Raw genomic sequence first — 13,807 nt, 5'->3', positions numbered from 1 at the left:
CCCGAAACCTGGCCCACCGGTCGGACTCCCGGTCCGTCCACCATGCTGGGTACCCGGCCGTGACCGTGGCCGAAACAACCCTCCGTGGCGGGTTCTCGGTCAGCATCCGGTCAGAATCAGGGACACCGCCGCTCAGAAGATGTCGTGCGGGTCGACCTGGATCCGTACCGGCGGGCCGGCCTTGCGGGCGGTCCGCACCGCCGCCGCCTCGTGCAGGGCCGCCGCCAGCGCCGCCGCCTGGGAGCGGGGCACCCGGACCAGCATCCGTTCCTGCCCCTCCGGGGCCGGCACCGGGCCGAGCAGCTCGGCGGCGGGCGGCAACCGGGCCGCCTCGACCAGGTCCGCCACCGCCGCCGCCATCCCGGTCAGGCTGGCCATCCGGGCCGCCGGTGGAAATCCCAGCTCCCGCCGCTCGGCCAGCTCGCGGTCGGCGAACCAGCCCGGATCCCAGCGCAGCAGCGCCTGCACCGGGGCCAGTGCCCCGTCGGCGACCACCACCACCCGGCCACCGACGGCACCGGGGCGGGCCAGCGCCGCCGCCGCCAGCCAGCGGCGCAGCGCCTCCTCACCGGCCCGCAGGTCGGCCCGGGTCAGCAACGCCCAGGAGTCGAGCAGCAGCACGGCGCCGTAGCCGCCCTCCGCGACCGGCTCCGCACCGGGGGTCGCGATCACCAGGCCCGCCTCGCCGGGGACGGTCGCCAACACCTCCTCCCGGCCCGAGGTCCGCACCGGCACGTCGGGAAACGCCCGACCGAGTTCCTCGGCCGTCCGCCGGGCACCCACCACGGCGGCCCGGAACCGCCGCCCGCCGCACTCCGGACAGGCGTAACCGGCGGCGACCCGGGCACACCACCGGCAGGTCGGAGCGGCGCCGGCCGACCGCAGGGCGAGCGGGCCGGCGCAGTGCGGGCAGCGGGCCGGGGTCCGGCACTCCGCGCAGGCCACCGCCGGCAGGTAACCGCGCCGGGGCACCTGGACCAGCACCGGCGCATCGGCCTGGAGCGCCGCCCGGGCCGCCTCCCAGGCCAGGCTCGGCAGCCGGGCCGAGGCCGCGGCGGGGTCCCGGGCCAGTTGCGGGTCGTCGCCGGTCGGCGTGATCCTCGGGGTACGCGACCGCAGCGTCGACCGGTCCGCCACGATCTCCCGCGCCCAGCCGGTCTCGACCAGCAGCCGCGACTCGGCGGTGCGGGCGTAACCGCCCACCAGCACGGCGGCGTCACCGAGCTGGGCGCGGGTGAGCAGCACCTCCCGGGCGTGCGGGTACGGCGCCCGGGGCTCGGCGTGCAGGTCGTCCCCGTCGTCCCAGATCGCCACCAGCCCGAGGTCGGTGACCGGGGCGAACATCGCCGCCCGGGTGCCGATCACCACCGGGACCCGGCCCCGGGAGGCGGCGAGGAAGGCCCGGTAGCGCCGGGCCGGCCCGAGCGCGGCGGAGAGCGCCACGTGCCGCCCGGCGCCGAGCAGTCCGGTCAGGGCGGCGTCCAGGCGGTCGAGGTCACGGGCGTCGCCGACCACCGCCACCGCGCCCCGGCCGGCGCGTACGGTCGCCTCGATCACCTCCGCGAACCGAACCGCCCAGTCCTCGCCGGGCAGCGCCGACCAGACCGCCCGGGGTGCCCGGCCCTCGGCCAGGGCCCGCAGGTAACCCGGCCCGGCCGGATAGCTCGGCCAGCCCGCACCGGCCGCCGCACCAGCACCCTCCTCCGGCGGCGGGGCCGGTGGGTGCGTCGAGGGCGCCGGGCCGGTCTCGCGTTCCACCCGGGCGTGCCGGGGTGGGACCGCCAGCCGCAGCACGTCGGAGAGGTTGCCGGCGTAGCGGTCGGCCACCGCCCGGGCCAGCCGGGCGATCTCCGGGCTCAGCACCGGCTCCGCCGAGACCAGCCGTTCCAGGTAGCTGAGCCGGCCGTCGTGCCCGGAGAGCTCGGCCCGTTCCAGGATCCAGCCGTCGACGAGCTGGCCGGCGAAGCGCACCCGGACCCGGGTGCCCGCTCCGGCCAGCTCGGCCAGCTCGGCCGGAACCAGATAGTCGAACGGCCGGTCCAGGTGCGCCAGGGGTACGTCCACGCAGACGCGAGCGACCGGCAGCCCTTCGGCGGGCTGCCGGTCGCTGCGCTTGCCGGTGGTCAGGCTCCCGCGGCCGACTTGAGGTCGGCGGCACGGTCGGTGCTCTCCCAGGTCAGGTCGGGCAGCTCGCGCCCGAAGTGGCCGTAGGCGGCGGTCTGCCGGTAGATCGGGCGGAGCAGGTGCAGGTCCCGGATGATCGCCGCCGGGCGGAGGTCGAAGACCTCGGTGACCGCCCGCTCGATCCGGTCCACCGGCACGTTCTCGGTGCCGAACGTCTCGATGAAGGTGCTCACCGGGTGCGCCTTGCCGATCGCGTACGCCACCTGGACCTCGCAGCGCTCGGCCAGCCCCGCGGCGACCACGTTCTTCGCCACCCAGCGGGTCGCGTACGCCGCCGAGCGGTCGACCTTGGACGGATCCTTGCCGGAGAAGGCACCGCCGCCGTGTCGGGCGTACCCGCCGTAGGTGTCCACAATGATCTTGCGACCGGTCAGCCCCGCGTCGCCCATCGGGCCACCGATCTCGAACCGGCCGGTCGGGTTGACAAGCAGGCGGTAGCCGTCGATGTCGAGGCCCAGCTCCTCCAGCTCGGGCGCGATGACGTGCTCCCGGATGTCCGGGGTCAGCAGCGACTCCAGCGAGATGTCGGCGGCGTGCTGGCTGGAGACCACGACCGTGTCGAGCCGGACGGGACGCAGCCCGTCGTATTCGATCGTGACCTGGGTCTTGCCGTCCGGCCGGAGGTAGGGGATCGTGCCGTCCTTGCGGGTGGCCGAGAGCCGGCGGGCGAGCCGGTGCGCCAGGGCGATCGGCAACGGCATCAGCTCGGGCGTCTCCGAGCAGGCGAAACCGAACATCATTCCCTGGTCACCGGCGCCCTGGGCGTCCAGCGCGCTCTCCGACTCCCCGGCGCGCAACTCGATGGCGCTGTCCACGCCCTGCGCGATGTCCGGCGACTGGGAACCGATCGACACGCTGACCCCGCAGGAGGCTCCGTCGAAACCCTTCTTCGACGAGTCGTAGCCGATGCCGAGGATCGTCTCGCGGACGATCGCCGGAATGTCGGCGTACGCCTTCGTGGTCACCTCGCCAGCGACGTGCACCTGACCGGTCGTGATGAGAGTTTCGACCGCGACCCGGCTACGCGGATCCTGGTCCAGCAGCGCGTCGAGGATGCCGTCGCTGATCTGGTCAGCGATCTTGTCCGGGTGGCCTTCCGTGACCGACTCCGAGGTGAACAAGCGACGTACCACGGTGCTCCTAAGGATCTCGAATTCAGTTTGCGCGGCAGTGTAGTTCCCGCCGCCTGGTCGCTGACCCGTGCCGGTAGGTCAGACCCGGTCATGACGAGCCGGTTAAGCGCGTTACTACCAGATCCCAGACGCCGTCGGCGAGGTCTTCCTTGGATTGCTCAGGAAACGTCGTCTTCGAACCGTCGGCGCCGAGGACGACGGCCGCATTGTCGTCGGCGCCGAATACCTTGTCGGGGCCCACCTCGTTGACCACGATGAGGTCGGCACGTTTGCGAACCAGCTTCGCCCGCGCGTTCGCCTCGGCCCCGCTGGTCTCGGCGGCGAAGGCGACGAGCACCTGCTCCGGCCGCCGCCGCTCGCCCAGCTCGGCCGCGATGTCGGGGTTGGCCACCAGCTCGACGGTGAGCGTGCCACCCCGGTCCGCCTTCTTGATTTTGTCTGGAGCGTACGTCGCCGGCCGGAAGTCGGCGGGCGCCGCCGCCATCACCACCACGTCCGCCGTCCCGGCCGCCTCCAGAATGGCCTTCCGCAGCTCCTCGGTGGTCGAGACCCGGATCACATCCGCGCCGGCCGGGTCGGGCAGTGCCACGTTCGCGGCGACCACCGTCACCTGGGCACCCCGGGCAAGGGCCGTGCGGGCGAAGGCGTAGCCCTGTTTTCCCGACGACCGGTTGCCGAGGAAACGCACCGGATCGAGCGGCTCCCGGGTCCCGCCCGCGGTGACCACCACCCGGCGACCGGCGAGATCGCGCGGCTCGTCGACGCCGCGGGCGAGCACCCGGCGGGCCACCGCGAAGATCTCGGCCGGGTCGGGCAGGCGGCCCTTGCCGGTGTCGACGCCGGTCAGCCGGCCGCTCGCCGGCTCCAGCACCAGGACGCCCCGGCGGCGCAGCGTGGCGACGTTTTCCACAGTTGCCGGGTGCTCCCACATCTCGGTGTGCATCGCCGGGGCGAGCAGCACCGGACAGCGGGCGGTCAGCAGGGTGTTGGTCAGCAGGTCGTCGGCGAGCCCGTGCGCGGCCCTGCCCAGCAGGTCTGCCGTTGCCGGAGCGACGACCACCAGGTCGGCGCCCTTGCCGAGGCGCACGTGCGGCACCTCGTGCACGTCGGCCCAGACCTCGTCAGCGACCGGCTGGCCGCTCAGCGCCGCCCAGGTCGGCGCACCGACGAAGCGCAGCGCGGCGGCGGTCGGCACGACACGGACGCGGTGCCCCGACTCGGTGAAGAGCCGGAGCAGCTCGCACGCCTTGTAGGCGGCTATGCCGCCGCCCACCCCGAGTACGACCGCGGTCATCGGCGACGCCCGAGGGCCCCTACGGCTGGTCGGTCGGCTCGGCGGTGAGCAGACCGGCGTTGATCTCCCGCATCGCTATCGAGAGCGGCTTCTCCTGCGGCGTGGTCTCCACCAGTGGGCCGACGTACTCCAGCAGGCCCTCGCCGAGCTGGCTGTAGTAGGCGTTCACCTGGCGGGCACGCTTGGCGGCGAAAATCACCAGAGCGTACTTGGAGGTGGTCTTCTCGAGCAGCTCGTCGATGGGCGGGTTGGTGATGCCTTCGGGACTGGCGATGGATCCCACGGGGACAAACCTCGGTGTCTCTCTCGACCGCCCTGCGGCGGTCGGGTCGGAGCCGCTGCGCGGCAGTGTGGGTCGGGCCGCCTTGCGGCGGGATGGGTCGGGCCGCTTGCGGCGGTGTGGGTCGGCGCCGAATCAGGTCGGCGTCAGAAAGGACGAACCGAGCAAGCTTACCAGTTCGTCCGCGGCGCGCCCGAGCACGTCGTTCACGACCGTCGCGTCGAATTCCCGACCGGCGGCGCCGGCCTCCGCCCGGCTCGGGGCGAGGTAGACCAGCTGCGCCGACGGCATCGCCGCCCGGATCTGGCGGGCACCGCCCAGGTCGATCGGGAGCAGCACCGGCTGGCCGGCCGAGAGCCGGATCAGCACCGGTTCACGTGGTGTGCCGTACCGGTGGGCGCCAATGTCCGACCACTCCAGCAACTCTCCGCAGTCGCGCAGCCGGGCGAATTCACCCCGGTCGACGAAACGATAGTGCACGCCGTCGACCTCGTAGCGGCGGCGGGGGCGGGTGGTCATCGGGACCGGAAGCCACAGACCCGGAAAACGGTCCCGGACGAGTCGGGTCACGCCGTCCTTGCCGGCCCCGGAGGGACCGGCAAGGACCGTGAGACGAGCCGCTGGGCGGACATCGTCATGCGTACCCACTGCTTGTTTCTACACGGCGAGTGGAACTAGTTCGCCGAGAATTCCCCAAGCAGTGCCTTCCGCTGCTGCTCGCCGAGGCCACGGAGGCGACGGCTGTCGGCGATCTTGAGCTTCTCCATGATCTGGGTGGCTCGGATCTTGCCGATTCCCGGCATGGCCTGAAGTACGGCCGACACCTTCAGCTTGCCGACGACGTCGTCCGACTCCGCACGGTCGAGGACGGCGGCGAGGTTGGTCTTGCCCTGCTTGAGCTCTTCCTTGAGCTTCGCCCGGGCCTTGCGGATCTCCGCGGCCTTCTCCAGCGCGGCTGCGCGCTGTTCGGGGCTCAGTTGGGGGAGCGGCACCAGTTCTCCTCAGGTCCCTATCGCGACGGGCTGGACGCGCCGTCGCATCTGTGAAACGTGGTGTGCCTGGAAACCAAAGGGGTATGTGGTTCCCAGCGCGGGGAAAACTAGCGGCCAACGGAGGTTTCGGCAACGTGGGCGCGCCATGATCATGTCAGCGTAATCACGAGATCACTGCCCGGCAGCGGTCAGCGCCGCCCGGCAGTCGGCCAGCGCGCGCTCCGCCGCGGCCCGCAGCGCGGCGGGTTCCGGGCCCGCGCCGAGCACCTCCCGGGAGTACGACGGAAGCACGTTGGCGAGCCCGTTGCCGAAGACCGTCCGCAGGCCCTCGGCGCGCCCGCCCTGCGTGCCGAGGCCCGGAGCGAGCAGCGGGCCGCCGACTCCGGAGAGGTCGTGCCCGGTCCCGCCGACGGTGGCGCCGACCACCAGCCCGAAGCTGCCGAGCGGCTCGGAACCCACGTTGAGCTGCGAAATCTCTTCAATGATCGTCTGCGCGACCGTGCGCCCGTCCGGGCCGACGGCGCGCTGCACGCCGGCGCCCTCCGGATTCGAGGTGAGCGCCAGCACGAAGACGCCGCCGCCGTGTTTGCGCGCCATGTCGAACATCGGGGTGAGCGAGCCGACCCCCAGGAAGGGACTCGCGGTGATCGCGTCGACATATATCGGGCTGGATGGATCGAGGTACGCGTCGGCGTACGCGGCGACCGTCGAGCCGATGTCCCCGCGCTTGACGTCAAGCAGAACGAGCGCGCCCGCGCCCCGCAACTGTCGGATAATTGACTCAAGTACGTCGACCCCGCGCGCGCCGAACCGCTCGAAAAACGCCGACTGCGGCTTCACCACCGCGACCCGGTCGCCGAGTGCCTCGACCACGGTCCGGCAGAACCGGGCCAGCCCGTCGACGTCGTCGGGCAGGCCCCACCGGGCCAGGAGCGCGGGGTGCGGATCGATGCCCACGCAGAGCGGTCCCCGCTCCTCCATCGCCCGGTGCAGTCGACTGCCGAAGGTCTCCATCTCGCCTCTCTCCTCTCCGCCCGTCCGGCACACCCGGAGGGTCCGTCAGCCGACACGGGCCGCCGCGCCGATCGCCGTGCAGATCCGGGCGACGTCAGCATCCCCGGTCACGTACGGCGGCATCGTGTAGATCAGGTCCCGGAACGGGCGCAGCCAGACCCCGTGCGCGGCGGCGGCCCCGGTCGCGGCCGCCACGTCGACCTCGTGGTCGAGCTGCACCACCCCGATCGCGCCGAGCACCCGGACGTCGACCACCCCGGCCGCGCCCCGCAGCGGCCCCAGGCCGGCCGAGAGCCCCGTGGAGATCCTCGCCACCTCCGCCGCCCAGTTTTCGGCCCGCAGCAGCCCGATGGAGGCGTTTGCGACCGCACAGGAAACCGGATTCCCCATGAAGGTCGGGCCGTGCGCCAGCACGCCGGTCGCGGAGATACCCTCGGCGATCTCCGGGGTGCAGATCGTGGCGGCCAGGCTCAGGTAGCCGCCGGTGAGCGCCTTGCCGAGGCACATCACGTCCGGCGTCACCCCGGCGTGCTCCGCCGCGAAGAGCGCGCCGGTCCGGCCGAAGCCGGTGGCGATCTCGTCGAAGACGAGCACGAGATCGAGTTCGGTGGCGAGCTCGCGGAGCAGCCGCAGGTAGTGCGGGTTGTGGAAGCGCATCCCGCCGGCGCCCTGCACCACCGGCTCGACGATCACCGCAGCGAGCTCACCGGCGTGCCGGTGCAGCGCGTCGGCGAGCGCGGTCGCGTACCCGGGGTCGACCGGGGCGGCTACGCCGGACGGGGGCGGGCCGGCGAAGAGCTGCCGGGGCAGCACCCCGGTCCAGAGCGAGTGCATCCCGCCGACCGGGTCACAGACGCTCATCGGATGGAAGGTGTCGCCGTGGTAGCCGCCCCGCCAGGTCGCCAGCCGGTGCCGCTCCGGGCGGCCCCGGCCGCGCTGGTACTGCAGCGCCATCTTCACCGCCACCTCGACCGAGACCGAGCCGGAGTCACAGAGGAAGACGTGTTCCAGGCCGGGCGGGGTGATCTCGACCAGGGTGCCGGCCAGCCGGACGGCGGGCTCGTGGGTGAGCCCGCCGAACATCACGTGGCTCATCCGGCCGAGCTGGTCGGTGACGGCGGCGTCCAGCACCGGATGCCGGTAGCCGTGGATCGCCGCCCACCAGGACGACATGCCGTCGACCAGCTCCCGGCCGTCGGCCAGGCGCAGCCGCACCCCCTCGGCGCTCTCCACCACGTACGGGTCGGTACGGGCCGGCATCGGCGCGTACGGGTGCCAGACGTGCGCCCGGTCCGCCGCGACGACCTCCGCCGGGGTCATCGACCGGCCCGGCAGCACCGGCCGGCTCCCCAGGGTCACGGCCGGGTCGCCCGGGCCACCGCGCGGACCAGCCCCGGCCCGCCGTAGACGAAGCCGGTGTAGAGCTGCACCAGGCTCGCCCCCGCGTCCAGCAGGGCGGTGGCGTCGGCCGGGTCGAGGATGCCGCCCACCCCGACCACCGGCAGCGCGCCACCGGTCTCGCGGTGCACGAAGGCGACCACCTCGCGGGCCCGCGCGGTCAGTGGCCGGCCGGAGAGCCCGCCCGCCTCGCCGGCCCGGTGCCGGTCGGCCGGGGCGATCCCGTCGCGGCCCAGCGTGGTGTTGGTGGCGATCACCCCGGCGGCGCCCCGGTCCAGGCAGACCTGGAGCAGCTCGGCGATGGCCGGCTCGGTCAGGTCCGGGGCGATCTTGACCAGGACCGGCTTCTCCCCCACCAGGGCGGTCAGCAGCCCGTCCAGGTGCGCCCGGTCCTGCAGCGAGCGCAGGCCCGGGGTGTTCGGCGAGGAGACGTTGACCGCGAAGTAGTCGCCGTACGGCGCCAGCGCCCGGTACGACGCCAGATAGTCGGCGACCGCATCGTCCAGCGGGGTCACCTTGGACTTGCCGAGCGAGATGCCGAGCGGCACACCCGGCGGCCGGCGCAACCCGGCCAACCGCCGGGCCAGCGCCTCGGCGCCGGAGTTGTTGAAGCCCATCCGGTTGATCACGGCGGCGCTTCCGGGCAGCCGGAACAGCCTCGGCCGGGGGTTGCCCGGCTGCGGATGCGCGGTGACCGTGCCGACCTCGACGAAGCCGAAGCCGAGCGCCGGCCAGGCCGGCAACGCCACCCCGTCCTTGTCCATCCCGGCGGCCAGCCCGACCGGGTTGGGGAAGTCGAGCCCGAAGACGCGGCGCGGGGCGGCGACGGCGTACCGGGTGCGCAGCAGGGCCAGCGCGGCCGGGCTGCGGGAGAGCCCGGCGAGCCGGCGCAGCGTCCACTCGTGCGCGGTCTCGGCGTCACCGCCGCCGAGCCGGAACAGCGCCGGCCGGACGATCCGCGCGAAGAGCCCACCGTCCGGCCGGCCTGCGGCATCCAGCTCAACGGTCTCCGTCGGCACGCTCACTCGCCGGCCCGCAGCGCCGCGTGCAGCTCCTGCAACGGCCGGACCACCATGTCGCCCCGGATCAGTGCCTCGATCCCCATCACCGCCGCCGCCGCGCCCGGCACGGTGGTGATGCACGGGATGTCCGCGCCGACCGCCGCACTGCGGATCTCGTATCCGTCGGACCGGGCGCTCGCCCCCGAGCCCTGCGGAGTGTTGATCACCAGGGCGACCTCGCCGGCCGCGATCAGCGACACCGCGTCCGGCGAGTCGGCACCCTCCTCGTAGTGCTTGCGGATCAGCTCGCAGGAGATGCCGTGCCGGCGCAGCACCTCGCCGGTGCCGGTGGTGGCGACGATCTCGAAGCCGAGGTCGGCGAGGCGCTTGATCGGGAAGATCATGCCGCGCTTGTCCCGGTTGGCCACGGAGACGAAGATCCGGCCCCGGACCGGCAGCGAGCCGTACGCCGCCGCCTGCGACTTGGCGAAGGCGTGCCCGAAGGCGGTGTCGATGCCCATCACCTCGCCGGTCGACTTCATCTCCGGCCCGAGCAGCGAGTCGATGCCCATCCCGGCCGGGGTGCGGAACCGCTTGAACGGCAGCACCGCCTCCTTCACCGCGACCGGGGCGTCCGGCGGCAGCGCCGCGCCGTCACCGGTCGGCGGGAGCAGCCGCTCGGCACGCAGCTCGGAGATGGTCGCGCCGAGCATGATCCGTGCCGCCGCCTTCGCCAGCGGCACCGCTGTCGCCTTGGAGACGAACGGCACCGTCCTGGAGGCCCGGGGGTTCGCCTCCAGCACGTAGAGGACGTCGTCCTTGAGCGCGAACTGCACGTTGAGCAGGCCGCGTACCCCGACCCCGCGGGCGATCGCGACGGTGTAGCGGCGGACCGCCTCCAGGTGGGAGCTGGCCAGGGTGATCGGCGGCAGCGCGCAGGACGAGTCGCCGGAGTGGATGCCGGCCTCCTCGATGTGTTCCATCACCCCGCCGACGTAGACCTCGCCGTCGGCGTCGCAGAGCGCGTCCACGTCGATCTCGATAGCGTCGTCGAGGAAGCGGTCCACCAGCACCGGATGGTCCGGCGAGATGTCGGTGGCCCGGGCGATGTAGCCGCGCAGCGTCTCGTCGTCGTAGACGATCTCCATGCCGCGCCCGCCGAGCACGTACGACGGCCGGACCAGCACCGGATAGCCGATCTCGGCGGCGATGCCCTGCGCCTCCTCGAAGGAGGTGGCGGTGCCGTGCGCCGGGGAGCGCAGCCCGGCGGAGTCCAGCAACGCGCCGAAGGCGCCCCGCTCCTCGGCCAGGTGGATCGACTCCGGGCTGGTGCCGACGATCGGCACACCCGCGTCCTTGAGCCGCTGCGCCAGGCCCAGTGGGGTCTGCCCGCCGAGCTGCACGATCACCCCGACCACGCCGGGCCCGCCGGCCGCCTTACCGGAGCTGTCCTCGGCGTGCCAGGCCTCCAGCACGTCCTCGAAGGTCAGCGGCTCGAAGTAGAGCCGGTCGGCGGTGTCGTAGTCGGTGGAGACCGTCTCCGGGTTGCAGTTGACCATCACGGTCTCGTAGCCGGCGCCTTCGGCGCCGGAACCGGACGCAGCGGCTGAGCCCAGCGGCGCGCTGCGCAGCGCCTGTACCGCGTGCACGCAGGAGTAGTCGAACTCGATGCCCTGGCCGATCCGGTTCGGTCCGGAGCCGAGGATCAGCACCTTCGGCCGGTCCGAGCCGGTCACCTCGGACTCCTCGTCATAGCTGCTGTAGTGGTACGGCGTACCGGCGGCGAACTCGGCGGCGCAGGTGTCGACGGTCTTGTAGACCGGGCGTACCCCGAGCCGGTGCCGCAGCGTCCGCACCCCGTCCTCGCCGGCCAGCTCCGGGCGGAGCGCGGCGAGCTGCCGGTCGGAGATCCCGGCCCGCTTGGCCCGGCGCAGCAGTTCCTCGTCGAGTACGGCGGCAGCGGTGATCTCGGCGCGCAGCTCGACCAGCCCGGCGATCTGGTCCAGGAACCACGGGTCGATCCCGCCGGACGCCTCCGACACCTGGGCCACCGAGGCGCCGAGCCGCAGCGCCCGCTCCACGCTGTAGAGCCGCCCGTCGTGCGGGGTACGCAGCGCCGCGAGGGTGCCCTCCAGCGTGGCGCCCTCCGGATCCGGCACGGTCCAGAAGCCGCCCGCCCTCGTCTCCATCGAGCGCATCGCCTTGTTCAGCGCCTCGGGGAAGTTCCGGCCCAGGCTCATCGCCTCGCCGACCGACTTCATCGTGGTGGTGAGTTCCCTGTCGGCGGCCGGGAACTTCTCGAAGGCGAACCGGGGGATCTTCACCACCACGTAGTCGAGGGTCGGCTCGAAGGCGGCCGGCGTCTTCAGGGTGATGTCGTTGGGGATCTCGTCCAGGGTGTAGCCGATGGCGAGCTTCGCGGCGATCTTGGCGATCGGGAAGCCGGTCGCCTTGGAGGCCAGCGCCGAGGAGCGGGAGACCCGGGGGTTCATCTCGATCACGACCAGTCGGCCGTCGCGGGGGTTGACCGCGAACTGGATGTTGCATCCCCCGGTGTCCACCCCGACCTCGCGGAGCACCGCGATGCCGAGGTCGCGGAGCCGCTGGTACTCCCGGTCGGTCAGGGTCATCGCCGGTGCGACGGTGACGCTGTCCCCGGTGTGCACGCCCATCGGGTCGAGGTTCTCGATCGAGCAGACCACCACGACGTTGTCGTGCTTGTCCCGCATCAGTTCGAGCTCGTACTCCTTCCAGCCGAGCACGCTCTCCTCGATCAGCACCTCGTGCACCGGGCTGGCCGCCAGCCCCGCCCCGGCGATCCGCTCCAGGTCCTCGTCGGTGTGCGCCATCCCGGAGCCGAGCCCGCCCATCGTGAACGACGGCCGGATCACCACCGGCAGGCCGAGGTCGGCGACGGTGGCCCGGACCTCGTCCATGGAGTGGCAGACCCGGCTGCGCGGGGTCTCGCCGCCGGCCTTGGCGACGATCTCCTTGAAGAGCTGCCGGTCCTCGCCGCGCCGGATCGCGTCGATGTCGGCGCCGATCAGCTCGACGCCGTACTTGGTGAGGACGCCGGACTCGTGCAGCGCCACGGCGGTGTTCAGCGCGGTCTGGCCGCCGAGGGTGGGCAGCAGGGCGTCCGGCCGCTCCTTGGCGATGACCAGCTCGACGAACTCCGGGTTGATCGGCTCGACGTAGGTGGCGTCGGCGAACTCCGGGTCGGTCATGATGGTCGCCGGGTTGGAGTTGACCAGGCTGACCCGCATCCCCTCGGCGCGCAGCACCCGGCAGGCCTGGGTGCCGGAGTAGTCGAACTCGCAGGCCTGCCCGATCACGATCGGCCCCGAGCCGATCACCAGGACATGCTTCAGGTCTGTCCGTCTGGGCATCAGGAGCCCTTCTTCTCGATCAACTCGGCGAAGCGGTCGAAGAGGTAGTCCGCGTCGTGCGGGCCGGCCGCCGCCTCCGGGTGGTACTGCACGGTGAACGCCGGTACGTCCTTTGCCCGCAGCCCCTCGACCACGTTGTCGTTCAGGCAGACGTGGCTCACCTCGACCCCACCGAAGTCGGTGTCGATCACCTGGTTGAGCGGCGCCTGCACGGCGAAGCCGTGGTTGTGGCTGGTCACCTCGACCTTGCCGGTGGCCTGGTCCAGCACCGGCTGGTTGATGCCGCGGTGGCCGTACCCCAGTTTGTAGGTGCCGAAGCCGAGCGCCCGGCCGAGGATCTGGCTGCCGAAGCAGATCCCGAAGAGCGGGAGCTGCCGGCGCATCACCTCGCGGGCCAGCCCGGCCGGATGGTCGGCGGTGGCCGGGTCACCCGGGCCGGGCGAGAAGAAGACCGCGTCGGCACCGGTGGCGAGCAGGTCGTCGATGGTGGAGGAGGCGGGCAGCACGTGCGTGGTGACGCCGCGCGCGGCGAGCCGGCGCGGCACGTTCCGCTTGATTCCCAGGTCGAGCGCGGCGACGGTGAACCGGTGCTCCCCCTCGGCCCGCACCACGTAGGGCTGTGCGGTGGTCACCTCGGCGGAGAGGTCGGCCCCCGCCATCCTCGGCGCCTCCCGCACCCGGGCCAGCAGCTCCTGCGGATCGTCGGTCAGGCTCGACACACCGACCCGCATCGCGCCGCGCTCGCGCAGGTGCCGGGTGAGCGCCCGGGTGTCGATCCCGGCGATCCCGACCACGCCCTCGGTGGCGAGCCGGTCCTCCAACCCACCGGTGGCCCGCCAGTTCGACCCGATCCGGGCCGGGTCCCGGACGACGTAGCCGGCGACCCAGATCCGGCCCGACTCGTCGTCGGAGGTGTTCACCCCGGTGTTGCCGATGTGCGGCGCGGTCTGCACCACCACCTGGCGGTGGTACGACGGGTCGGTGAGTGTCTCCTGGTAGCCGGTCATCCCGGTGTTGAAGACAGCCTCGCCGAAGGTCTCCCCCACGCTGCCGTACGCCTCGCCCCGGAACGTCCGGCCGTCCTCCAGCACCAGGATCGCCGGTCGTCTGCGGTTGCCCACC

General features: G+C 72.8%; 11 protein-coding genes. All 11 read right to left on the bottom strand.

Annotation, left to right across the window (positions count from 1 at the left end; all coding sequences use genetic code 11):
- Positions 1–132 precede the first annotated feature (132 nt).
- The gene (locus tag ACN28C_RS17400) at positions 133–2,064 is read right to left on the bottom strand and encodes a primosomal protein N' (protein WP_422774471.1); all 1,932 of its coding nucleotides are present in this window, start codon (positions 2,062–2,064) and stop codon (positions 133–135) included.
- 59 nt (positions 2,065–2,123) lie between these two features.
- Entirely contained in the window at positions 2,124–3,317 is a 1,194-nt protein-coding gene (metK, locus tag ACN28C_RS17395) for a methionine adenosyltransferase (protein ID WP_421493856.1), read from the bottom strand.
- Between the two features lie 88 nt (positions 3,318–3,405).
- Complete coding sequence (gene coaBC, locus ACN28C_RS17390) at positions 3,406–4,611, bottom strand: bifunctional phosphopantothenoylcysteine decarboxylase/phosphopantothenate--cysteine ligase CoaBC (protein ID WP_422774470.1); 1,206 nt, start codon at positions 4,609–4,611, stop codon at positions 3,406–3,408.
- A gap of 19 nt (positions 4,612–4,630) precedes the next feature.
- A complete protein-coding gene (gene rpoZ / locus ACN28C_RS17385; RefSeq protein WP_101366725.1) occupies positions 4,631–4,894 on the bottom strand; it encodes a DNA-directed RNA polymerase subunit omega in 264 nt (87 codons plus the stop codon).
- 132 nt (positions 4,895–5,026) lie between these two features.
- Entirely contained in the window at positions 5,027–5,539 is a 513-nt protein-coding gene (locus ACN28C_RS17380) for a guanylate kinase (RefSeq protein WP_422774469.1), read from the bottom strand.
- A gap of 26 nt (positions 5,540–5,565) precedes the next feature.
- Complete coding sequence (gene mihF / locus ACN28C_RS17375) at positions 5,566–5,883, bottom strand: integration host factor, actinobacterial type (protein ID WP_101366727.1); 318 nt, start codon at positions 5,881–5,883, stop codon at positions 5,566–5,568.
- A 171-nt stretch (positions 5,884–6,054) separates the two neighbouring features.
- On the bottom strand, positions 6,055–6,897 hold the full coding sequence (gene pyrF / locus ACN28C_RS17370) for an orotidine-5'-phosphate decarboxylase (RefSeq protein ID WP_422774468.1): 843 nt from the start codon (positions 6,895–6,897) through the stop codon (positions 6,055–6,057).
- Between the two features lie 45 nt (positions 6,898–6,942).
- Entirely contained in the window at positions 6,943–8,217 is a 1,275-nt protein-coding gene (locus ACN28C_RS17365) for an adenosylmethionine--8-amino-7-oxononanoate transaminase (protein WP_422774720.1), read from the bottom strand.
- Positions 8,218–8,252: 35 nt separating this feature from the next.
- A complete protein-coding gene (locus ACN28C_RS17360) occupies positions 8,253–9,293 on the bottom strand; it encodes a quinone-dependent dihydroorotate dehydrogenase (RefSeq protein WP_422774719.1) in 1,041 nt (346 codons plus the stop codon).
- 23 nt (positions 9,294–9,316) lie between these two features.
- Positions 9,317–12,685 (bottom strand): carbamoyl-phosphate synthase large subunit, encoded by a 3,369-nt coding sequence (gene carB, locus ACN28C_RS17355; RefSeq protein ID WP_422774467.1) that lies wholly within the window; start codon positions 12,683–12,685, stop codon positions 9,317–9,319.
- The gene (gene carA / locus ACN28C_RS17350; protein WP_422774466.1) at positions 12,685–13,806 is read right to left on the bottom strand and encodes a glutamine-hydrolyzing carbamoyl-phosphate synthase small subunit; all 1,122 of its coding nucleotides are present in this window, start codon (positions 13,804–13,806) and stop codon (positions 12,685–12,687) included. The genes carB and carA overlap by 1 nt, the downstream gene beginning before the upstream one ends.
- Position 13,807: the final 1 nt, after the last annotated feature.

The organism is Plantactinospora sp. WMMC1484 (assembly GCF_049315195.1).
Classification (GTDB): Bacteria; Actinomycetota; Actinomycetes; order Mycobacteriales; family Micromonosporaceae; genus Plantactinospora.
The sequence above is the reverse complement of the archived record's forward strand: the minus strand, read 5'-3'. Positions and strand labels throughout refer to the sequence as shown.